General features: G+C 43.4%; 16 protein-coding genes and 1 other annotated feature. Of the genes, 2 read left to right on the top strand and 14 right to left on the bottom strand.

From position 1 onward, the window contains the following. Nucleotides 1–203: 203 nt before the first annotated feature. From B5G33_RS08345 to B5G33_RS08360, 4 genes are all read right to left on the bottom strand, one after another. On the bottom strand, nucleotides 204–1,673 hold the full coding sequence (locus B5G33_RS08345; protein ID WP_087417303.1) for a carbon starvation CstA family protein: 1,470 nt from the start codon (nucleotides 1,671–1,673) through the stop codon (nucleotides 204–206). Nucleotides 1,674–1,929: 256 nt separating this feature from the next. Continuing rightward, nucleotides 1,930–2,304, bottom strand: coding sequence for a 50S ribosomal protein L7/L12 (rplL, locus tag B5G33_RS08350; protein WP_087274883.1), 375 nt, complete (start codon nucleotides 2,302–2,304; stop codon nucleotides 1,930–1,932). 81 nt (nucleotides 2,305–2,385) lie between these two features. Continuing rightward, nucleotides 2,386–2,871, bottom strand: a complete 486-nt coding sequence (gene rplJ, locus B5G33_RS08355; RefSeq protein ID WP_087274882.1) for a 50S ribosomal protein L10 — start codon at nucleotides 2,869–2,871, stop codon at nucleotides 2,386–2,388. 59 nt (nucleotides 2,872–2,930) lie between these two features. Then, nucleotides 2,931–3,103, bottom strand: a sequence feature (ribosomal protein L10 leader region). Nucleotides 3,104–3,138: 35 nt separating this feature from the next. Continuing rightward, nucleotides 3,139–4,026 carry a DUF1002 domain-containing protein gene (locus B5G33_RS08360; RefSeq protein ID WP_087274881.1) on the bottom strand — a complete coding sequence of 296 codons (888 nt, stop codon included), beginning with the start codon at nucleotides 4,024–4,026 and terminating at the stop codon, nucleotides 3,139–3,141. A 192-nt stretch (nucleotides 4,027–4,218) separates the two neighbouring features. Here B5G33_RS08360 and B5G33_RS08365 point away from each other — a divergent pair, with 192 nt between their 5' ends. Continuing rightward, entirely contained in the window at nucleotides 4,219–5,385 is a 1,167-nt protein-coding gene (locus tag B5G33_RS08365; RefSeq protein WP_087417304.1) for an ROK family transcriptional regulator, read from the top strand. A 233-nt stretch (nucleotides 5,386–5,618) separates the two neighbouring features. Here B5G33_RS08365 and rsmA read toward each other — a convergent pair whose 3' ends face one another. The 10 genes from rsmA to B5G33_RS08415 form a co-directional block, all read right to left on the bottom strand. Further along, nucleotides 5,619–6,497 carry a 16S rRNA (adenine(1518)-N(6)/adenine(1519)-N(6))-dimethyltransferase RsmA gene (gene rsmA, locus B5G33_RS08370; RefSeq protein ID WP_087274876.1) on the bottom strand — a complete coding sequence of 293 codons (879 nt, stop codon included), beginning with the start codon at nucleotides 6,495–6,497 and terminating at the stop codon, nucleotides 5,619–5,621. Nucleotides 6,498–6,511: 14 nt separating this feature from the next. Then, complete coding sequence (locus B5G33_RS08375) at nucleotides 6,512–9,268, bottom strand: tetratricopeptide repeat protein (RefSeq protein WP_442856602.1); 2,757 nt, start codon at nucleotides 9,266–9,268, stop codon at nucleotides 6,512–6,514. 221 nt (nucleotides 9,269–9,489) lie between these two features. Beyond that, nucleotides 9,490–9,978, bottom strand: coding sequence for a QueT transporter family protein (locus B5G33_RS08380; protein WP_087274874.1), 489 nt, complete (start codon nucleotides 9,976–9,978; stop codon nucleotides 9,490–9,492). 219 nt (nucleotides 9,979–10,197) lie between these two features. After that, complete coding sequence (locus B5G33_RS08385) at nucleotides 10,198–11,253, bottom strand: hypothetical protein (RefSeq protein ID WP_087417306.1); 1,056 nt, start codon at nucleotides 11,251–11,253, stop codon at nucleotides 10,198–10,200. After that, nucleotides 11,250–11,864 carry a 5-bromo-4-chloroindolyl phosphate hydrolysis family protein gene (locus B5G33_RS08390; RefSeq protein ID WP_087417307.1) on the bottom strand — a complete coding sequence of 205 codons (615 nt, stop codon included), beginning with the start codon at nucleotides 11,862–11,864 and terminating at the stop codon, nucleotides 11,250–11,252. Before B5G33_RS08390 ends, B5G33_RS08385 begins: the two co-directional genes overlap by 4 nt. Then, nucleotides 11,864–13,507, bottom strand: a complete 1,644-nt coding sequence (locus tag B5G33_RS08395; protein WP_087417308.1) for a VWA domain-containing protein — start codon at nucleotides 13,505–13,507, stop codon at nucleotides 11,864–11,866. Before B5G33_RS08395 ends, B5G33_RS08390 begins: the two co-directional genes overlap by 1 nt. A 158-nt stretch (nucleotides 13,508–13,665) precedes the next feature. Continuing rightward, nucleotides 13,666–16,128, bottom strand: a complete 2,463-nt coding sequence (locus B5G33_RS08400; RefSeq protein ID WP_087417309.1) for a glycogen/starch/alpha-glucan phosphorylase — start codon at nucleotides 16,126–16,128, stop codon at nucleotides 13,666–13,668. A 116-nt stretch (nucleotides 16,129–16,244) separates the two neighbouring features. Next, a complete protein-coding gene (gene ileS, locus B5G33_RS08405) occupies nucleotides 16,245–19,388 on the bottom strand; it encodes an isoleucine--tRNA ligase (protein WP_087417310.1) in 3,144 nt (1,047 codons plus the stop codon). Between the two features lie 613 nt (nucleotides 19,389–20,001). Beyond that, complete coding sequence (locus B5G33_RS08410) at nucleotides 20,002–21,231, bottom strand: prolipoprotein diacylglyceryl transferase family protein (protein ID WP_087417311.1); 1,230 nt, start codon at nucleotides 21,229–21,231, stop codon at nucleotides 20,002–20,004. Between the two features lie 3 nt (nucleotides 21,232–21,234). Further along, nucleotides 21,235–21,723: a zinc ribbon domain-containing protein gene (locus tag B5G33_RS08415; RefSeq protein ID WP_158229590.1), complete on the bottom strand. Its 489-nt coding sequence runs from the start codon at nucleotides 21,721–21,723 to the stop codon at nucleotides 21,235–21,237. 135 nt (nucleotides 21,724–21,858) lie between these two features. Between B5G33_RS08415 and B5G33_RS08420 the strand changes: the two genes are divergently transcribed. Further along, nucleotides 21,859–22,140, top strand: coding sequence for a helix-turn-helix transcriptional regulator (locus B5G33_RS08420; RefSeq protein ID WP_087417313.1), 282 nt, complete (start codon nucleotides 21,859–21,861; stop codon nucleotides 22,138–22,140). The last annotated feature ends 133 nt before the right edge of the window (nucleotides 22,141–22,273 follow it).

Consider the following 22,273-nt stretch of genomic DNA (forward strand, 5'->3'; position numbering starts at 1 on the left):
ATTTATGTGGAAGTCTTTTATATTTGACCTCCAGGCATAACTTGCCATAATAGTGCATTTCTCACTATATCACAGTTCGTCAAGCATGTCAACAAGTTTTTTTCCAAAGTTTTACACTTTTTCAAAAGAAAAAGCCACCCGCAGGCCGTTCTTTCAACAGCCCACAGGCAGCTTTGTCTTTCCAGTTCAATCAACTTCTATTTTTAGAATTTCTTTGCTAAAGCCTTTCTCTTGTTAGCATACCAAATAATGATGCCCACATAGATCGCTGCTGCGCAGATGCCAATGATGTAAGCTCCGGTCCATGGAATGTTGAAACCGATCTTTGCATTTGCAATATATGTAATGGTTACAAATGCATACCATGCGCCTGGAATCAGAGGCATCCAAGCAAATTTGGCTTTTCCATTCTCAAACATCCAGACAGAGATAGCCAAAAATGCGAACAGAGACAGGGTCTGATTTGACCATGCGAAGTAACGCCACAGAATATTGAAGCCATTAGCATTCATTTTTGCGAATACCAGGATCACCGCTACTAATGCGAAGATCACTGCAGACAGTCCCAGACGTTTTGACTTGGAAGTCTGATCAATATGGAAAGACTCCGCAATAGCAAGACGCAGAGAACGAAGGGCTGTATCTCCTGATGTAATAGGAAGAACAATAACACCTAACAGAGCGATAATGCCGCCTACAGGTCCAAGAATATGCTTACATACAACACCGATAGTCGCTGTAGCCAGAGAAGCATCTGCAGCCTGAAGTCCCAGATTGTAAACACCCATAGCTCCTGCTGCCCATACCATAGCGATGAATCCTTCCAGAACCATCATGTTGTAGAATGTCATGCGGCCCTGTTTCTCGCTCTTCATAGTACGGGAAATAATAGCAGTCTGTGTAGAATGGAATCCAGAAAGGATACCGCAGGCAACTGTGATAAAGAAAATCGGAATAAAATGATTTCCATTGAAGTAATCGCCATACGCCACTACACCGTTCCAGTTACCCCACAGTTCTACAAGGGGATATCCCTTTACAAACAGGCCAATAAACACGCCAAGAGCTGAGAACAGCAGGATTGCTCCGAAAATAGGATAAATACGTCCGATAATCTTATCAATAGGGAATACAGTAGCGATCAGATAGTAAACAAAGATCACACCATAAATCACCCATGTAGAAACAGAAGTAGCAGCTCCGTCAAATCCGAATACCTGTGTAGCTGCGATGTCGCCAGGTGTATAGATAAATACCGCGCCAACCAGAAGAAGCAGCAGACTGCAGAAAATCTGATATACCGTATACACGCCTTTATTGCTGTACTTACGGATAGTCTCAGGCATCTGAGAACCGCCGTCTCTTAAGCAGATCATTCCTGAAAAATAATCATGCATGGCACCGCCAATAATATTTCCGATTGGTATTGTGATAAAGGCGATAGGCCCGAACAGAATACCCTGGATAGGTCCAAGGATAGGACCGGTACCTGCAATGTTCAGCAGATTGATCAAACTGTTTTTCCACTCTCTCATGGGAACAAAGTCTACACCATCCTGTTTGGTGTATGCTGGTGTCTTCCTGTCGTCAGGGCCGAATACTTTTTCACAGAATTTACCGTAAAGGGCCGCACCTCCAAACAGGATAACAAGACCAATAATAAAGGTAATCATGTCAATTCCTCCCTCTCGTAGAATTTTATTACACTAAAATAGTATATCAACAAAGTTCTGAATTGTAAAGTTTTTATAATATAATAATTGGATATACTTTATATAATTTTTAGGAATATTTAATTTTTATAATATATCTTGCACAAATCGACACCTGCTTCTTCAATCCAAATTTATCGATCTTCATAAACTCCAGTATAAAAAAACCGGGCAGATAATCTGCCCGGTCCTCAGCATAGGTAAAAATTTCTCTGAATTATTTAAGAGTAACTTTAGCGCCTTCGCCTTCCAGTTTTGTTTTGATTTCTTCAGCCTCAGCCTTAGAAGCAGCCTCTTTCAGAACCTTAGGAGCTCCGTCTACAACTTCTTTAGCTTCTTTCAGACCTAAACCTGTTACTTCACGAACAACTTTGATGACTTTAACTTTGTTTGGTCCAACTTCTGTCAGCTCAACATCAAACTCATCTTTCTCTTCTGCTGCTTCTCCAGCTCCGCCTGCTGCTGCAACTACAACGCCTGCTGCTGCAGATACACCAAATTCTTCTTCACATGCTTTTACTAATTCATTTAACTCTAATACAGATAACTCTTTGATAGCTTCAATAAATTCAGCTGTTGTTAACTTTGCCATTATTATTTACCTCCGATTATTTTTCTTTTTTATTGTACCTGTGTCATATACAGGCTCTTTACTTTTCAAAATACCTGCTCATTAAGCCTGCTGCTCAGCGATCTGATTAAGCACACGAGCAAAGTTTGCGATAGGAGACTGGATGCTTCCAAGAAGTTTTCCGAGAAGTTCTTCTCTTGAAGGAATCTTGGACAGTGCTTCCATTCCTGCCTGATCGTAGTATGTGTCTTCTACGACACCGGCAACTAATTCCAGAGTAGGAACTGTCTTTGCATATTTAGCAAGGATTCTTGCAGGAGCTGTAGCATCTTCTGCACATACAGCCAGAGCGTTTGTTCCCTCTAAATGCTTGCACAGTTCTTCGCATGGCGTTCCTTTGAACGCAAAGTTCATCATAGTGTTTTTGTAAACTTTGTAGACAACACCAGCTTCTCTTAATTCCTTACGCATCTGAGTATCCTGCTCAACATTGATGCCTTTGTAGTTTACCAGCACTACAGATGCTGCATCTTTAATGCTGTTGGAAATCTCTTCTACGACAGGTTTTTTAAGTTCTACTTTTGCCATGAATTGTGCACCTCCTTATTTTTTTAGGCTGCGCTGCTTCGGCCTGAGTTCCCTCTGGCCTCGAATAAGAAAAACCTCTTCGTCCGGAAGACAAAGAGGTATATATCAATCTTATATCCGCAAAAACCATTGGCTCTTGCTTCTGTAATTAAGAATGAACCTTTCCTCGGCAGGCGTTTTCATCATTATACCTTACGGCACCTGCTGTCTTCGGCAGCTAATCCTTTGATACTATATCATATACTTTTGCGCTTGTCAAGAATTATTTTAAGAAAATAATCCCCGGAAGAAATCCAGTATTTTCTCAAAGAACCCTTTCACCTGTTCCTCATCAATATTCAGATTCAGATCCAATCCTGCAATCTGATCATAGAGATTACTTGCCTGTTCCTTCAAGCTGTCGATGTTCAGGTTCAGATCATCTATCTTTTTCATCAAATCGATAATCGCCTGTCGGTCTTCCTCTGAAAGATTTACTTCCATCTCCTGGGCTGCCTGGTCTACCACATTGCCGATTTCTTCTGTAGTGGTGGCATTTCCCTCTACCACTTCGCCCTTTACTGCACCGATAAGCTGCTCTGCCTTTTCCTGGTCACCTACATTCTCTGCCACCTGTCCGGTAACTACCAGCTCATTAGTAGCCGTATCTGCATTTTCTTTCTTTACCTCTTCCCCTGTCATGTTCTCATAAGCTTTGATAGCGCCTACAAGAGCTGCCGTGCCGGAAATATTAAAAGGTCCTGCCACTTTAATGTCCGCATTTTCAATACCTGCAGTAGCTAATGCATTCTCATACATTCCCGGTGTACAGTAAGTAATATTGCTGGTTGTAACATTAATGCCGCTGCCTTCCGCTGTTCCCTCAACCATTACGGAAGAAAGAGCTCTGGAGCCAATAATACTGCTGCTGAGATAAGAATCCAGATACTCATGCTCATCTGCATTGGTGACTGTGGTCACCGTATAATTATTCAAATCTTCTTCGCTGATACCTAGAAGCCTGAGAACTGTTGCCCGCTCCTCCTGGTTCAGATCTGCCCCCAAAGCTACGTAAGGCGTATCTGTGTTTTTATTATCACTGGCCCCGTATGCGGTAACAGGAAGGGCCACTGCCATAATGCATGTTAATAGAATTGCCATCCATCTTTTTTTCATAGTAACATCTCCTCTGTAAAGAGCTGATTTTTTGTAACGTTTTTTATTATAACACAGTTTTCTCAATTCTACATCTAAACTTTCTGTGAACTTCTCCCCTCTTTTGTATAGTCGCTAAACAAATTGTACTTGCCCTGGATTTCATATAAGTGTTATGATAAAGAAAAATTTTGTAAAAAGGAGACTGTTTGTATGCCTATCGCCAATCAGGAAATGATACGTGATAATAACCGGCGTCTGGTCCTGGAATATATCGTAAATAACCCTCCTGTTTCAAGAGCAGAGCTTTCCAAGCATCTGAAACTTACAAAAGCCACGATTTCTGCCATTGTCCAGGACCTGATCCAGCAGAATCTGATCCTGGAAATCGGCAGCGCAAAAACCTCTCTTGGGCGCAAGCCGATCCTCCTGGAGTTTAACCAGCAGTATGGAGGGTCTCTGGCTATAGATGTGCGTCCCAGACAAATACTGGCTTTAATTTCTGATCTGAAGGGAGAAAACTGCCGGGTAAAGGAATATCCTTTCCATCCTGAGGACAGGCTTTTCCCACTCCTTACCGCCATTATTGAAGAGCACTTAAAGGAACAGGAGGAGTCAAAGAGAAAAATCTTGGGGATTTCTGTGGGCATTTATGGGGTTGTACAGAATAACAGAATTATATTTACCCCTTATTATCCATTGCCCGATCCGGAGCTGGGCAGCCTTCTGGAAGAAAGATTCCGTATTCCTGTAATCGTCGAAAATGAGGCCAATCTTTCTGTACTTGGAGAATCCGCCTTCCACTATGGCTGTCGGAATATGATTCATATTAATGTCCATGATGGTATCGGAATGGGAATCCTCATCGATGGACATCTGTATAAAGGAAAGGACGGCTATGCAGGCGAATTTGGCCATACTATCTTGTTTCCCGATGGAAAACTCTGTCCCTGTGGGAATCGTGGCTGTTTTGAACTCTATGCCTCAGAAAAAGCCATATTGGAGGAATACGCCAGCCGGACAGGAAAAGAAACGGTTACCATAGATGAATTTCTTTCGGACTATAACCAGAAAGCTCCTGAAGCTTACAACATGATGGAGCTGTTTATAAAATATATGTCCATTGGGATCAACAACCTGATCAATACCTTTAATACGGACTTAATCGTGCTGAACAGTTCCTTTTCAAACTATATTCCTGACATCAATTCCAGGATCGTGGAGTATCTGGCAAAACACCAAAACAGAGACTGTAGGATCATCTCTTCCCGCCTCCAGGATATCTCTGGCTTAATGGGCGGAATACGGCTTAGCTGCGAGCATTTCCTGGATATCCGCCATCTGAAAATACGAACAAGCCCCTTTGATCTGGAACGCTGAAACCTCCATTTTGCCATTCATAAATCTTTTTAATTTCGTTCATGAAAACTTCACAACTTACACATGATTTCAACATATTTAGCGGATATACTAAAACCATAAAAATAATAAGAACAAATTATTTTTATATTTTCTTTTTCATATGTCGGCCCTGACGGGTCGGCTCTCCTTCCTTTAATATTTATAGAGAAAGCCATCGCAGCAAAAACTGCGGTGGCTTTTACGTTATCTGCTTATTCATTTGTGATTTCCAGGAGACGGTTGGCTAAAGCAGCAAAGTTTTCCAGTGTCAGGGCCTCGCCTCTGACCCCGGCAGGAAAGCCGCAGTCAGACACTGCCTTCTCTATCTGCTCCTTTGTAAAATCCAGATCTCCGGCGTTCTTCAGTCCATTTACCAGAGTTTTTCTTCTCTGGTTAAAAGAAGCCCGGATGATCCTGAACATAAGGCTGGAATCTTTCACTTCTACCGGAGGCTTCTCATGTCTGGAAAGACGTATCACCGCACTTCCGACTTTTGGCCTGGGCATAAAGCAATTCGGCGGTACATTGGCCACAATATAGGGGCTGGCATAGTACTGAACCGCCAGCGACAAGGCTCCATAGTCTTTGCTGCCCGGGCCTGTCTGCATCCTGTCTGCCACTTCTTTCTGTACCATAACCGTAATGGATTCTACAGGCACTTTTTCCTCAAACAACCCCATAATGATCGGCGTTGTAATATAATATGGCAGATTCGCCACAACTTTTATAGGTTTCCCCTGGTTGTGCTCCTCTGCCAATTTTCTGATATCTACCTTCAATATATCTTCATTCAGAATCGTTACATTCTTAAAGTCACTGAGGGTATCCTCCAGTATGGGGATCAGCGCCCTGTCAATCTCCACAGCAAAAACCTCTCTGGCTCTGGAAGCCAGGTACTGGGTCATGGTCCCGATTCCGGGACCAATCTCCAGAACAAAGTCTTCTTCTGTTATTTCTGCTGCATTTATGATCTTATCCAGGACGTGGGTATCAATGAGGAAGTTCTGCCCATATTTTTTCTGAAAAACAAAGTCATACTTCTGAAGAACTTCTATGGTCTTCTTGGGATTTCCCAGATATGGGGCTGTCATTCTATCTTCCTCCCTTAAATATCAAAGTCTTTCTCATAAATCATGATTCTTCCGCTTTCATCCAGATGACGCTTGCTTACTCTTCTTCCTGGACGGCGTCCTTTCTTCGAAGCCTTTTTAATGGCCTCATCCATCATTTCTCTTACCATACCAATAGAAACCGGGTTCTCTTCATTCTGATTGTCTCCGATCAGTGTATAAAGAGCCAGAACTGCCATATCATCAATCTTATATCCCAGTTCCTTCGCATAAGTCTTGGCAAAGGACACGAGCTCATCATTGGTAAATACAGGAATAACAATGCGGGAATCAAATTTTTTCATGAATTCCGGATATTTTTCTTCCAGCTCCCGGATTCCCGGTTTCAGGTCTTCCAGGATAACCGTAAGGCGGTTTGTCTTAAATTCCATTGCCTTTGACATATTTTCCACAACTGCTTCTTCCAGAGCTCCCGCATGCTCCACTACCAGAAAGCCTCCTGACAGTTTATCCACAACTGCTGCCGGGTCTTTTTTGTTCAGCTCATCTGCTTCCAGATATGCCACCTTGGCCCCCTGCATCTGTCTTTCCTTGCACAGAGCTTTTATCAGTCCCTCAGAAAGTTTTGTTTTTCCAGAACCTTCCCTGCCTGTAACAATGATGTTTCCTGCCTGGGAAGTCTTTGCGCAGGCGGACTCCTGAGCGATATCCAGAGCCTCATTGATCTGCTGGCTCATACCTGGTACCGGAGCAAAATATGTAAACAATCTTCTGTGCTCTTCTTCTGTAAGATGGTGGCGCATAAGGCCTTCTACTGCAGTACTGAAAGCTGCCGGTTCCACTGTACGTACAGGCTGTGGCGTTTCCTCCAAAGCCTCTTCCCGGGCCTGCTCTTTTTCCGGAAGTACTGTCTCCTCAAGTTCCTGTTCCAGGGCTGCAGACAGATCGATTTCTCCCAAGGCCTCTTTTACCTCTTCTGAAGGAATCACTTTTGTGTCCTGAGGTACTTCTTCCCAGGCTTCTCCAGGCTCAGTTTCTGTTTCCTCTGGTACAACTGTCTCTTCTTCTGCTTCCATGGCAATGGTCTCTTCCGCTTCAGACTGAGATACTTCTTCTGCCTCTGTATCCACAGTTTCTTCTGCTTCAGGCTCGGACACTTCTTCTAACTCTGTATCAGCCTCTGTATCAGCGGTTTCTTCCATTTCAGACTCTGCAGACATTTCTTCCTCAAATGCCGCCTCTTCCACAGCTTCTACCACCGGCACTCCAAATTCTGTGTCAATAATCTCTTCTGTAACAATTTCTCTGGTATCTCCCAGAGCCTGCTTTGCATCCTGCTCTTTCTGTGCGTCTTTTTCAAACTCTTCGGCCTTTTCCATAAGAGCAGAAGCGATGGCATCTGCTACCATGGCAGCCTTAGCTGCAGCCGGAGCCGGCATTTCCTGTTCTTCATCTGTCTGAAGAATTTCTTCCGAGGCAGTCTCTTTCTCCCCGTCTTCCTCTACAGATTCTTCCGGCTCTTCAAACTCCTCAACAGTCTCCTCAGAAACTGCTTCTTCCTCTGCTTCTGCTTCAGAAGCTTCTACTTCTTCGCCTGCCTCTGCAGATTCCGTTTTTTCTGTCTCCTCTGCCACTGCCTGGGCAAGTTCGTTGGCTGTCTCAGCCAGCAGAGCTTCCAGATCCAGTTCTTTTTCCTTTAAGTCTGTCTTAAAGTCTTCTGGATTGATGTCTTCTTCCTTAATAGGCTGAGATTTTGGTGCCTGAACCTTTACAGCAGTTTTCATGGCACCTTCCACATGGAAAGGCTTAAACTCTGAAGAACTGCCAAAAATTTCCGGTTCCAGATCCTTTACTATATATTCTTTTTTCTCTGAAGGCTCCCTGGTAGCCGCAGTCTCCGAAGTCTCTTCTCCCTTAGCCGGCAGAACGTCCATAATCTCCTGGGCTGCTTTATCCTTCAATTCTCCGGTATCGGAAACCTGAGGCTGCGAACCCATCCCACTGTCCTGGCCGGCAGCACCGGCAGATTCTCCAGCCATAACGTTCTTGATGAGCTCTTCAATTTCTCCGTCGCTGCTTTCTGTCAAAGGTGTAGCAGCACTAACTACTTTTTCTGCCGCCTGAGATGCCGCTGCCACAGCCTTGGCTGCTGCAGCCGGTGAATATCCCTTCTGGAAACGATGGTCATACTTATCCTGCTGAATAGGTGTCAGAGGAGTATATTTCATTTTCAGCTCCATGGCCTTGGTCACATACTTGCCTTCACTGAACCACAGGATCAGGTCGTCACATTCCTCTATGCAGGCTTCCTTATTTCCTGCCTTAGCATAAAGTCTGGCAAGCTCATAGGCCCATCTCTCTGTATACTCTCTGCTCTTATACTCCTGGAGAATCGATATCTGTTCTTCCAAAGGAGCCCTTTTTCCTCTGGCAAGTTTATATTTCAGGATATAACGACTGTTGTCGTTAGGAGAAATCTCTACAAACTGTTTGTAATAATCTGCCGCCTCATCAAAATTCCTCATTTTAACAGACAGCTCCACCAGCCGGTACAATACCGTTCTTCCAATAGGCGCTCTGTGATGAGCCATCAAAAGAAGTTTCCGGCTGTCTTCGTATCGTTTGTTCGCTTCATAAATTTCGCCCACCATACACAGTGTTCTGGCGCTCCTTACCCTGCGCCAGTCAATGGTGTCTACGATCTTAAGGGCGCCTCTGTAATCCTGCCGGTCTACCAGGTCATTTATTTCATCCAGTTTTGCCCTGTATTCATTCTTATCCAATTCGTTCACCTCTATACATTTTTATTTCCATAATGTTGCTGAACCCTAAGGGTATAAGACTCCATAATTGATTTTAGTTTATCATAAGGTCTATGGTATGTCAAAGTAAATGATTGGAAGACCCAAAAGAATTTACTTTGATAATGTATTATAACGAAAAAAAGTATTCCCGGAGCTGCTTTCGCAGCCCTTTTCGGGAATACTTCTAAAAATCTTCCTTTAAGTCCAGCCTATGCTCTGCTGAAAATTCTGGTCCTGTATCTGTTCAGAACAGTGATCAGACAGTTTCCAAGAACCCCACAGGAGACTACTTCTCCAATCCCTACTGTAAGCATCAGGAATGGTATGGGAAGAGCAACTCCATAGGCATAGCGGAGTACAAATGGCACAATAAGAACATTTGCCACAATAGGAGGCAATACCGCAAAGAACCGGTTCGTGTTTCTCAGACAATAGGTTCCTGCTGCTCCCACAAGGGTCGCTATACTTCCAAAAATCACATCCGGCAGCATAGCTCCGCCGGTAATGTTACCGATGAGACAGCCTACAAACAGTCCCGGAACTGCTGCCGGGGTAAAAATAGGCAGAACGGTAAGCATCTCGGCAATACGGATCTGTACCTCTCCAAAGCTGATAGGTGCAAAAACAAAAGTCAGCACCACATAAAGTGCAGCGATCATAGCCGCCTGGGTCAGAAAAGTTACTTTTTTGTCTCTCATATTTAATTATCTCCTTTAGTTTTGTTTTACGAGTGGAAGGTCTCGAACACTCGATTCATTTAACGCCGGGAATCGGCGGCAAGCCCTATAGACCTTGGTTTTTATGAGCTTTGCAACGTGCGATAGTATAGCATATTCCCAGCACAAAGGCAAGATAAGCACCTCAAAAACACAAATTTTTCTTGTATCGCTAGTGCACTGCCAAATGCCATAAGGTCCTTAAAGCCCCTCTATGATCCTTTTCATTGCCGGATAATCGGGAACCGGTACTACCCTGGTAATATCTTCTGCCAGCTCTTCCACTTCCTGGCCGCCGCCATTTTCCAGGGTCTCATAATTGTTAGTCCGAAATCCGTGTTTTTCCCAGGCCAAACGCTGCACGTCTTCATCAAGAAGAGCTGCAGCCCCATTTTTCCCCTGGTCATCCAGAGCAATGTACACATGAGTAGACCAGACTGTAGGGGTAGGATAGATCATCACGATATCCTCTTTCAGCTGTTCATAATCTTCAGGACTTTGGGCCGCAAATTCCAGGATCTGGCTTTCATAACCTGCTATCATAGGTTTTGCTCCTATTCCCATCTTCAGAAACTGGTCAAAAATATCTGAAGAAGAAGTTTCCATATACCCAAGCCTGGAATAAATCTCCTTTAGTTCTGGCAATACTGTCTCTACCGTCTGTTCATTTACTGTCTCTCCGCCGTTCAGCACACTGGCCAGAAGAGCGGCAAACATATTTCCGGAATTAGATTTCACCGGATCTGTTGTGTCTACAGAAATTCTGCCGTAAAGTTCTCCCAGACCGATATCCGCCCACTGGGTATCCTCCATGATCATCTGGACAAGTTTTTCCATATCCATATAAAAAACACCGTTTTCCTCTGTCACTGCTCCTTGTTCCTGAAAAGCATCTTTAATACTCTGATGGGTATACAGGACAATGGGGGTATTGAAAATAATCTGATCCTGGACAGGATCTCCAATCTGGTCTTCATACAAAGCCAGGGCAGTCTGACTGGAAGGGAATAGATAGTCCATATCACTATGATCTGCCGTGATCATATCCAGGGATCCTGCTCTTGCATAGTCAAATTCCATATGGTACTTTTTCTGCAGAATCTCCTGCACTTCTTCATCCTCAAAAAGCCCTGTCTTTTCTCCACCCAAATAGCCCCGCAGAACCATAGTCCGGTTGTTCTGGCTGTAAAAATAATAGCCTCCTCCGGCAAGAATAACCAGGACCAGAATCAGTATTCCCGCAATCTTCGATTTCATAAAGGTCCCTCCATCTTCATCATATTCTCGATCATCTGGATTTCTACATCCATATCCATCAGTTCGTTCCTCATCAACCTCTGAAACTGTTGTTCAAATGCCTGATTCAGCATGAACATGGCCTTTTTGGTATCCTCTTTCAGACTTCTTGCTTCCGGGGTTTCCAGGCCCGAGTTCTGAAGCTCCACATATTTTTTCAAAAGGGAGGAGGCTGTATCCTGATAGTAATCTATAAATCTTCCCGCCCCAGAGATTTTATCCGGATTTTTTTCCAGATAGGCCAATATATTGGAAGAGGTCTTATAAAGTCTTTCTGAATTTTCCCGCAGCCCCTGATCCTGGATCTTTTCCACAGACTGGCGGATACTTTCAAAGTCTTCTCTGGCTTCCTCAAGCCTTTTCTCCAGATAGGCGCCGTCCGGTCTCATGTCCAGAGGGAGCTTGCCCGGAATCTCTCTTGGCTTTGTTATAAGCAATAACCCTGCAAAAAGCCCTGCTGCCAGAAACACCGACACAAAGAAATTCCAGCCCATCCCAAGGAACACTCCCAGGAACAACGCACCTGCTGTCAGCCCGCAGAGAATACTACGCACAGTTTCCTTTCTCATCATCAGTTATACCCCTTTACACTTCTGAAGGCCCCGATCAGATCTTCCCGTCCGTCAAAAACTCTGGCGTTAGTCAGATCGGCCAGTTCGTCTAACTGGCTCTCCTGAGCCTGGCCGAACATAATGGAAAATACAGGAACATCCATTTGCTCCTGCAGGTAAAAGTCCTGGAAATCTCCAAAATCCATATTTCCGTTAGACTTACCGTCCGTCATTAAAATTACTGCCGGCGTATACTGGGTAAGATCATAGTTTTCTCTCATCTCCCGCAAAGCCTCTATAGCCGGAAGATAAATATCTGTTCCGCCTCCTGGCCGCTCCTCCTCCACAGCTTTATACAGGCTCGCCAGACTCTGAGGGGATGCATCTTTTGCTTCGTAAGTATGAATGACTCCATTATCAAAGGTGATCACAAGGTTCACATCTCGTTCCCCTGCCTGGAGGAAATTCTTTTCTGCATTCTCCTGGAGAAGCACTTGTGCCATGGCCTGTACCAGCTGATCATTGCCCTCACCTATCATGCTTCCTGAAAAATCCAGACAATAAACCGTAAGAGAGGGTTTTCTAAGCTTACTCTGATAAAGGTTCAATGCCTGGGTCAGCACTTCTGATGAAGGCATAGTAATGGTAGAAAGAATCCGCTCTGTATCGATCCCCCACTCTGACTTAAAGATATCTTTATTTTCTTCCTTTACCCCTGCATAGCCGGTACGTCTTCCGGTACGCTGGATTTCATTTTGTACGCTGTCAGAAAGCAGGTATTCCTGAACCTTCAGAAAAGCTTCCTCTTTCCCCTTTTCCCCGTGATCCACATAGCCTAAAGGAGAATCCGCAATGCTCAGTCCGTCATAAGGGTATACCACATAAAGAGGCTCTTTTCCTTCCGATTCAAGTTTCTGATTGGTACTGATCACCAGGCACTCATAATTGACCATGGCATCGTAATCCCCTTCCAGAAACATATCCATAAGCCATTCAGAGCTTCCCGAACTTCTCTCGATTCCAGAAAGAAGACGGGTCATATCCTGCTGAAGCTGAGAACTTTCCAAATCCGCCAAAGTAATGGCATCCTCTTTTCCCAGTAATGCATACAAAAAACCCACATACGCACTGGCTCCGGAATTGGACTGGGTTGCACTGGTCATGCAAAAGGACATTTTCCCTTCCTGTATAGCAGCTAAAATGTCCTTTACAGAAACCTCCTGTCCCACAAATCCCAGTTCCTGTGCCAGGCTTTTTCTGATTCCGAAAACCACTGGTGTATTCGAGACCGATTCTGTGTGTTTTACCAGATGCTGCTGATCTCCCATAGAAATCCAAAGGCTGCTGGCCGGCCATACAGCATCGTATTCCTCTGCTCCGGCCTCCAGATCTCTCATAATATCTACCGATCCCTGATAGCTGATCTCAATATTTATCTTTGTTTCCTCCGCACACTTTTTCAGCACATTTTCCAATTCCCGGTTTTCTGAACCGGAAAGTATCCGGATGGTTTCTCCGGCTCCAAAAGAAGTAAAGCTCTGCTGTTTTGAAGGATCTCCCTGGGGCTGCCGGCTGCCGGATCCGGCACATCCTGACAGCAGAAGGAGAACTCCTGCCAAAAACAGCGAAAGTGCCGCTCTGCCTTTTCTTTTTCTTGCTTCCATATGTTTCCTCCCTCTACCTTTTTTCTTTAAGTATAGCACAGGGATTTTCTTCCTTCGGTTAAAGCCTTGTGAAATGTATGTAAAAAGAGACTGTATCGCCCTTTTTTACAGGACAATACAGTCTCTTATAACGAGAAATCTTTCCCAAAATTTTCTTTTTATTTTCTGATGACAACCTTATCCAGGTGCCAGATTTCATCTACATACTGCTGGATCGTTCTGTCAGAGGAGAACTTGCCTGCACAGGCTGTATTCAGCAATGCCATCTTTGCCCATCTTGCTTCATCTCTGTAGGCCTTTTCCACTTCTTCCTGAGCTTTGGCGTAAGACTTAAAGTCTGCCAGGATAAAGTAAGTATCTGCTCTGTCGCTGCTGTTGGTATTCAGCAGAGAATCATAGATATCCCTGAACAGATTGAAGTCTCCATGAGAATAAGTTCCATTGATCAGCTGCATCAGCACGTTCCGGATATCCGGGTCGTTGTTAAAATACTGCATTGGATCATAGCCGCCGTTGTTTTCATAATTGATAACTTCATCGGCAGACAATCCGAAGATAAAGGCATTTTCTGCTCCTACTTCTTCTACGATCTCCACATTGGCACCGTCCATGGTTCCCAGTGTCGGGGCCCCGTTTAACATGAACTTCATATTACCAGTTCCGGAAGCTTCTTTACTTGCTGTAGAAATCTGCTCGGAAACATCTGCTGCCGCAAAGATCATCTCTGCGTTGGATACACGGTAGTTTTCAATAAATACCACTTTCAGCTTTCCGTTAATGGAAGGATCGTTGTTTACCACATCAGCCACTGCGTTGATCAGCTTAATGGTCAGTTTTGCTCTCTTATATCCTGCAGCTGCCTTAGCTCCGAAAATAAAGGTTCTCGGATAGAAGTCCATTTCAGGATGTTCTTTGATCTTGTTATACAGATACATTACATGAAGAATATTCATCAGCTGACGTTTGTACTCGTGAAGTCTCTTTACCTGTACGTCGAAAATAGAATTCGGATCTACTTCGATTCCATTGTGCTCCAGAATATATTTTGCCAGACGCACCTTATTCTGATATTTAATGTTCATGAACTCCTGCTGAGCTCTCTTGTCATCTGCATAAACTTTCAGCTTAGACAGTTCCGGCAGATTTGTGATCCAGCCGTCCCCAATGTGGTCAGTGATCCAGGATGCCAGCAGCGGGTTAGCATGAAGGAGGAAACGTCTCTGTGTGATACCATTTGTCTTGTTATTGAATTTTTCCGGGTACATCTCATAGAAATCTCTCAGCTCCTGTTTTTTCAGGATCTCTGTGTGCAGCTGAGCCACACCGTTTACAGAATAGCCGCCGGCGATAGCCAGATGAGCCATCTTCACCTGTCCGTCATAGATAATGGCCATCTTGCGGATCTTTTCCTGATTTCCGGGATATTTTGCCTTGATCTCCTCAATAAATCTCCGGTTGATCTCTTCAATGATCTGGTAAATACGAGGAAGCAGTTTAGAGAACAGCTCAATAGGCCATTTTTCCAAAGCTTCTGCCATAATGGTATGGTTTGTATATGCACAGGTATGGGTAGTGATGTCCCATGCCTCATCCCAGGACAGGTTCTCCTCATCAACCAGGATACGCATCAGTTCGGCCACTGTCATGGTAGGATGGGTATCGTTTAACTGGAAGGTCACTTTCTTAGGCAGATCATGAAGATTGCTGTGGGCCTTCTTAAACTTAGCGATAGCCGCCTGGATACTTGCGGAAATGAAGAAGTACTGCTGTTTCAGACGCAGCTCTTTTCCTGCATAGTGGTTATCATTTGGATACAGCACTTCCACAATGTTCTTAGCCAGGTTTTCCTGTTCTACGGCTTTGTGATATTCTCCCTTGTCAAAAAGATCAAGACGGAAGTCTGTAATAGGCTCCGCATCCCAGATACGAAGGGTATTTACGATTTTATTATTATATCCCACAATAGGCATATCATAAGGAACTGCCAGAACAGACTGATATCCTTTCTGCACAAAATGAGTTCTTCCAGTTGCATAGTCGTATTCTACGTCTACATAACCGCCGAATTTTACTTCTTTTGCGTATTCCGGACGGCGCAGTTCAAAGGGGTATCCGTTTTTCAGCCAGTTATCAGGAACCTCTACCTGGTAACCATCTTCAATTTTCTGTTTGAACAGACCATAATGATAGCGGATACCGCAGCCATAAGCACAGTAGCCCAGAGTTGCCAGAGAGTCCAGGAAACAAGCGGCCAGACGTCCCAGTCCGCCGTTTCCAAGAGCCGGGTCCGGTTCCTGGTCTTCTATTACATTTAAGTCAAATCCTAATTCGTCTAAAGCTTCTTTTACCTCGTCATATGCGCACAGGTTGATCAGGTTATTTCCCAGCGCACGTCCCATAAGGAATTCCATGGATAAGTAGTAAACAATCTTCGGGTCGTCCTTCTCGTACTGTTTCTGTGTCAGCAGCCAGTTATCAATAATTACGTCCTTCACAGCAAGAGATACTGCCTGAAAAATCTGCTCCTGAGTGGCCTCTTCAATGGTCTTTCTGTAGAGCATTTTTACGTTTTCTTTAACGCTTTTCTTGAATTCCTCTTTCTTAAATTGATTGTCTAACATTCCCTTTCCTCCTTCAGAATGATGAAGGCAAATACTGCTAACCTTCTTTTTTGCAGGAAAAAGGCTGCCGCATAGCAGAACCAGAGCTATTGAATTCCCCGCGACAGCCCTTTTTCCTATGAAAGTTTCTCAACGCCTAATTTCACGTTTTCTGAATTTATTTTCCAGTCTTTTGCATAACCGCTCATCTGACCGTATACAACTTCTTCAGCCAGAACCTCAGATTTGATCTGGGCTTCATGGACACGGAAGATTCCTTCGATCACCTGATTATCTTCCAGAGAAACCCGGATCTTATCGGTAACCTCAAAGCCGGCTTCCTTACGCATGGTCTGGATCTTGCTGATGATCTCACGGACAAATCCCTCCTCGATCAGTTCGGGAGTCAGATTTGTATCCAGCACTACAGTAATATCATTGTCTGATTCAGAGACATAGCCCTCTGTCTGTGCCATATCAATGAGCAGGTCACTGTCTAATAATACTATTTCCTGTCCATTTATGTCAAGTTTTAGCTGTCCATTTGCCTTTAATTCGTCCATAGCCTGGTTTCCGTCCAGTTCAGACAGGGCCTTCTTTATGCCGCCCAGGAACTTTCCGTACTTAGGTCCTACAGTCTTTAACTGAGGCTTAAAGGTATAGGTGGTAAAGTCTCTTACATCCTCAGTAAATGTCATTTCCTTCACATTCAGCTCGTCTTCAATGATTTCTTTATAGAAGTCTTCCAGTGTGAAAGGCGCTTTTACGAACATCTTTCCGATAGGCTGGCGATTCTTGATATTTGCTGCATTTCTGCATGCCCGGCCCATGACTACCACCTTCAGCAGGTTGTCCATGTTCTCTTCCAGAGTCTTGTCGATCCACTCTTCCTTCACTTCAGGGAAATTGCACAGGTGGATACTCTCAGGCGCATCTTTGTCAACGCTTCTCACCAGATTCTGATAAATTTCTTCTGTCATAAATGGAACCATAGGAGCTGCAGCCTTACAGATGGTAACCAGAGCAGTGTAAAGAGTCATATATGCATTGATCTTATCCTGTTCCATTCCTTTGGCCCAGAAACGCTCACGGCTTCTTCTTACATACCAGTTGCTCATATCATCTACAAATTCCTGAAGAGCTCTGGCTGTTTCCGGGATCTTATAGGCATTTAAATCCTCATCTACTGCTTTTACCACTGAATTCAGCTTGGACAGAAGCCATTTGTCCATTACAGGCAGTTTCTCATAATCCAAGGTATATTTTGTAGCGTCAAATTCATCGATATTTGCATACAGCACGAAGAAAGCATAGGTATTCCACAGAGTTCCCATGAACTTTCTCTGTCCTTCCTGTACGGCTTTTCCATGGAAACGGTTAGGCAGCCATGGAGCGCTGTTTACATAGAAATACCAGCGGATAGCGTCTGCTCCGTATGTTTCCAGGGCCTCAAAAGGATCTACTGCATTTCCCTTAGACTTAGACATCTTCTGTCCGTTCTCATCCTGAACGTGTCCCAGAACGATAACATTTTTATAAGGAGCTTTATTAAACAAAATAGTAGATTCTGCCAGCAGAGAGTAGAACCATCCTCTTGTCTGGTCTACAGCCTCGGAGATAAAATCTGCCGGGAACTGCTGCTCAAACAGCTCTTTATTTTCAAAAGGATAATGGTGCTGTGCAAAAGGCATAGCCCCTGAGTCAAACCAGCAGTCGATGACTTCCGGTACTCTGTGCATAGTCTTGCCGCATTTTGGGCATTTCATGGTAATCTCATCGATATATGGACGATGAAGCTCCACAGTCTTGGCATTCTCGTCGCCGCTTCTCTCAAAAAGTTCCTGACGGCTGCCGATGGATTCCATATGGCCGCACTCGCATTCCCATACGTTGAGAGGTGTTCCCCAGTAACGGTTTCTGCTGATTCCCCAGTCCTGAACATTTTCCAGCCAGTCGCCGAAGCGGCCTTTTCCGATACTCTCCGGGATCCAGTTGATGGTGTTGTTATTCCGGATCAGGTCCTCTTTGACTGCAGTCATCTTGATAAACCAGGATTCTCTAGCATAGTAGATAAGCGGTGTGTCACATCTCCAGCAGTGAGGATAGCTGTGCTCAAATTTCGGCGCTGAGAAGAGCAGACCTCTTTCCTCCAGGTCTTTCAGCACTTCCGGATCTGCCTTTTTGCAGAAAGTTCCGGCCCAGGGGGTTTCTGCTGTCATTTCACCTTTTTCGTCTACCAGCTGCAGCACAGGAAGGTCATATTTCTTTCCAACTTTATTATCGTCTTCACCGAAAGCCGGAGCAATATGAACTACACCGGTACCGTCGGTAAGAGTTACATAAGTATCGCATACTACATAATAGGCTTTTTTGTTTAATTCTTTGAAGTTATACAAAGGCTCATACTCTTTGTATTCCAGATCTGTTCCCTTATAAGTTTCCAGAACTTCATAGGCCGGCGTTCCCTCTTCTCTTTCCAGAGAGCCCAGAACGGTATCCAGAAGGGCAGTTGCCATATAGTAAGTATATCCGTCTGCAGCCTTAACCTTTGCATATTCCTCATCAGGGTTTACGCAGAGGGCAACGTTAGAGGGCAGAGTCCATGGAGTTGTGGTCCATGCCAGGATATAAGCCTCCTCTCCCTTTACCTTAAAGCGGGCAATGGCGGAGCGTTCTTTCACATCTTTATATCCCTGTGCCACTTCCTGTGCAGACAGAGGGGTACCGCAGCGAGGACAGTAAGGCACGATCTTATGGCCTTTATATAAAAGTCCCTTGTTCCAGATTTCTTTCAGGGCCCACCATTCGGATTCGATATAATCGTCATGGTAGGTTACATAAGGATTATCCATATCCGCCCAGAAACCAACAGTGGAAGAAAAATCTTCCCACATGCCTTTGTATTTCCAGACGCTTTCCTTACACTGGTCGATAAAAGGGATCAGGCCATATTCTTCTATCTGTTCTTTGCCGTCCAGTCCCAGCTTTTTCTCCACTTCCAGCTCTACCGGCAGTCCGTGGGTATCCCATCCGGCCTTTCTGGGAACCATATAGCCTTTCATGGCCCGGTATCTGGGGATCATATCCTTGATAACGCGGGTAAGCACATGGCCAATATGAGGTTTTCCATTGGCGGTAGGCGGTCCGTCATAGAAGGTATAGGTAGGACCTTCTTTACGGTTTTCCATACTCTTTTTGAAAATGTCATTGTCTTTCCAGAACTTTTCTACTTCTTTCTCCCGTTCTACAAAGTTGAGGTCTGTAGTAACTTTCTGATACATAGCTTTTCTCCTTTCCAAAATTCAAAATATTTTACAAAGGCGTTTCTATTCTTTCCTTTTGAACCGGAAATATATAGAAAAGGCTTCCGTCCTGTAACAGGACGAAAGCCTTATTGCGCTGTCGTTATACCACCTCTTACATCATACGAAGCATACGCCTTTATATGTGTCCCCGGTAACGTGGGGAAACCGGCCTCTCCTACTTAATTCAGATGGCAACTCCGGAGTGATTTTCTTTGGCCCCTACTCGTACCGGGATTCCACCCTCCCCGGCTCTCTGGAACTTTGGACTGGTCAAATACTGTCTCCATCTCTGTTTTTGTCAAGTACGGAATTATTATACTGAGTCTTTTGACCGGTTGTCAAGGGGTTTTGAAAAGAACGACAGTGATTAGCCATCTCATCTGCAAATGGCTGGACAGAGATAAAAAACACAGGTAACCAGCCTATGGCTTAAGCCACCATAAAAACGGCAGAGAAAACCCCGGAGGTTGCGTCTCCGGGGTTTTCGTCGGTGTCCAACATGGATACCTCATATCTCTTAGCCTATCGGCATTATAGCATATGTGTTTTCTATTTGCAATATGCAGATGATCCTCTTTTTACAGCTCCTTCAAATCTGTTTTATTCCGCATTTTGTACAAAAAACTGCGTCTGTCGAAATTTCACACCCGCAATTAATGCATGGTTTAGTCTCTATTTTTTGTATATCACTGTTACTGTCTTCTGGTTGAGAGATTTTAGTACCGCACCCTGAGCAAAATAATGTACCATCATTTAGAGCTTGCCCACACACCGGACAAGTTTTTATATTCTCAATAGTACTGATAGATTTATGAAGTTCCTCTATCCTTTGGCTGCTCTTTGTGATCATTTCAATTAATTCCTGTAATTCAGGAAGCGCTTCCCTTCCCTTTAAATCATAGTATTCTCTTCCCAAATTCGTATAATAACTATCCCTTTTCTTCTGCTCATCTAAAATTTGTGCTTTCAACCCTGTAATGTCTGCTATGCCTTTAGCTTTCTGTACCATTGTGTGGCTTGTCGCAGTTATTTTCTTCCCAATGTTATCAAATACTTCCATATTTTCCCCTTCATGCTTTTTATGTTCTGAAAATTTTCTTTTCATACCAATGCCAATTTCTGCTGCTATAATAATAATTGATATCATTTGAGCAGGAGAAATTCCTTTCAAAATATACCCTCTATCATCACCGCGAAAAAACTCAACAATAAATCTGGCAGCAGCATATAGTAAGAGATATACCTCAAACTTCTTTTTAACTTTAACAGTAACCGCCAAAATCACAATTAAAAATGCCACTTCAAATAATTGTGTGGGATAACATTTCATTCCATAATGATATATTCCATGCTCTGGATTATCTGGAAAATACAGGCCGATGATACTATTGGTAGATTTTCCATAGCAACATCCACCAAGAAAACATCCCATTCTCCCACAGATATGAAATACTATAAATGGAACTGTTAAAATGGAGAGCCACTCCTCCACTGTATGATTTGTGTTTTCCTTGGTTATTACTATAGAAAAAATCAGACTTATTACTGCGCCTAAAAGTCCTCCATAAAATGTTATTCCAGAAAATTGTATTCCTCCATTTTCTCTCCATTTAAACAGTGCGTCAAAGATTGCGGCACTCATATATCCTATCATCCCACAAAATACTAATTTAGGGAAAATATAGTTTTCTTCATATACGCCCCAACTTTCCTTCATTAATTTTTTATGGACTAAAAGGAACATAAACGTTATCCCACATATAATCATTATTGCAAATGTAGAAATTTTTCCAAAACCAAAATCAATATATGGTATCATCTTTTATTTATCAAAAATATAAACTTTCAAAAGGCCTATAATACCTCCTGCCAGCAAAAGAACAAAAGCAAATACGCTCATCAAGTCAGCCCCTGTGATCCCATAAGCACAAATGATGATCATTACAGCAGCTATTAACTGTAAAACAGCTCCTCTCTTCACATGTTTTAAACATTGGCATGCTCCTACCATACCAATAACACTTCCTCCAAATATCAAAACAAACGGGGCATTTCCTCCAGTCCTTGTATCGCACATAGACACACACAGTCCTCCAAAAATACCTAGAATCGAACCTATCAGCCCCACAATAAATGCCGGAAGACAACGACTTGTTTCAATCATACTACCATCTTGTTTCTGATAATTTATATAATCTGTCTCTCCTTCTCGCTGACTTGTTTGCAAATTATACTGTGGATTTTTCGTTCCGCAATATTGGCAAAATGCATCTTCTTCTTTAATTTCATTCCCGCAGTTAGAGCAAAACATACTTCTCCTCCTTCTATACATTTTATACATGTATTTTAGCACTGGCTTTCTTTGATGTCAATTACAAACATCTTTTTGATAATGTAATATCTTTTTGATTATTTTATTATCTTTTTTATCAGAAAGGATAAAAGTATGGTAGCTGACAGAATTAAACAATTACGCCTGTCCAATAACTTGACGCAAGCAGATCTCGCAAAAAAACTGAATATTACTCGCAGCAGTGTTAATGCATGGGAAATGGGGATTTCAACTCCTTCTACAGCATATATCGTAGAACTCGCCCAATTATTTCATGTTTCAACAGACTATTTGCTTGGACTCTCCAGCCACACTTCAATGGATATTTCTCATCTTACAGATAAAGAAATTCAACTGGTATATGATCTCGTAGAATATTTTCGCAGTCAGCATTAACTTTGATATAGTATTCAAAATCACTGGTAATGCAGTACTTGTCCCCTGACTCATTGACCACAGAAATAAAAAATAGCGTTAAGCTGCAGATCCTAAATCTACCGCTTAACACTATTTTTATCATTTCTTTTTG

Origin of the sequence: Blautia sp. An81, assembly GCF_002161285.1 — a bacterium.
In the GTDB taxonomy this organism is placed as follows: domain Bacteria; phylum Bacillota; class Clostridia; order Lachnospirales; family Lachnospiraceae; genus Blautia; species Blautia ornithocaccae.

What these genes read in the sequence shown, in the direction of transcription:
- B5G33_RS08345 (WP_087417303.1), bottom strand. Translation starts at nt 1,673, where the DNA reads ATGATTACCTTTATTATTGGTCTTGTTATCCTGTTTGGAGGTGCGGCC.
- rplL (WP_087274883.1), bottom strand. Translation starts at nt 2,304, where the DNA reads ATGGCAAAGTTAACAACAGCTGAATTTATTGAAGCTATCAAAGAGTTA.
- rplJ (WP_087274882.1), bottom strand. Translation starts at nt 2,871, where the DNA reads ATGGCAAAAGTAGAACTTAAAAAACCTGTCGTAGAAGAGATTTCCAAC.
- B5G33_RS08360 (WP_087274881.1), bottom strand. Translation starts at nt 4,026, where the DNA reads ATGAAAAAAAGATGGATGGCAATTCTATTAACATGCATTATGGCAGTG.
- B5G33_RS08365 (WP_087417304.1), top strand. Translation starts at nt 4,219, where the DNA reads ATGCCTATCGCCAATCAGGAAATGATACGTGATAATAACCGGCGTCTG.
- rsmA (WP_087274876.1), bottom strand. Translation starts at nt 6,497, where the DNA reads ATGACAGCCCCATATCTGGGAAATCCCAAGAAGACCATAGAAGTTCTT.
- B5G33_RS08380 (WP_087274874.1), bottom strand. Translation starts at nt 9,978, where the DNA reads ATGAGAGACAAAAAAGTAACTTTTCTGACCCAGGCGGCTATGATCGCT.
- B5G33_RS08385 (WP_087417306.1), bottom strand. Translation starts at nt 11,253, where the DNA reads ATGAAATCGAAGATTGCGGGAATACTGATTCTGGTCCTGGTTATTCTT.
- B5G33_RS08390 (WP_087417307.1), bottom strand. Translation starts at nt 11,864, where the DNA reads ATGATGAGAAAGGAAACTGTGCGTAGTATTCTCTGCGGGCTGACAGCA.
- B5G33_RS08395 (WP_087417308.1), bottom strand. Translation starts at nt 13,507, where the DNA reads ATGGAAGCAAGAAAAAGAAAAGGCAGAGCGGCACTTTCGCTGTTTTTG.
- B5G33_RS08400 (WP_087417309.1), bottom strand. Translation starts at nt 16,128, where the DNA reads ATGTTAGACAATCAATTTAAGAAAGAGGAATTCAAGAAAAGCGTTAAA.
- ileS (WP_087417310.1), bottom strand. Translation starts at nt 19,388, where the DNA reads ATGTATCAGAAAGTTACTACAGACCTCAACTTTGTAGAACGGGAGAAA.
- B5G33_RS08410 (WP_087417311.1), bottom strand. Translation starts at nt 21,231, where the DNA reads ATGATACCATATATTGATTTTGGTTTTGGAAAAATTTCTACATTTGCA.
- B5G33_RS08415 (WP_158229590.1), bottom strand. Translation starts at nt 21,723, where the DNA reads ATGTTTTGCTCTAACTGCGGGAATGAAATTAAAGAAGAAGATGCATTT.
- B5G33_RS08420 (WP_087417313.1), top strand. Translation starts at nt 21,859, where the DNA reads ATGGTAGCTGACAGAATTAAACAATTACGCCTGTCCAATAACTTGACG.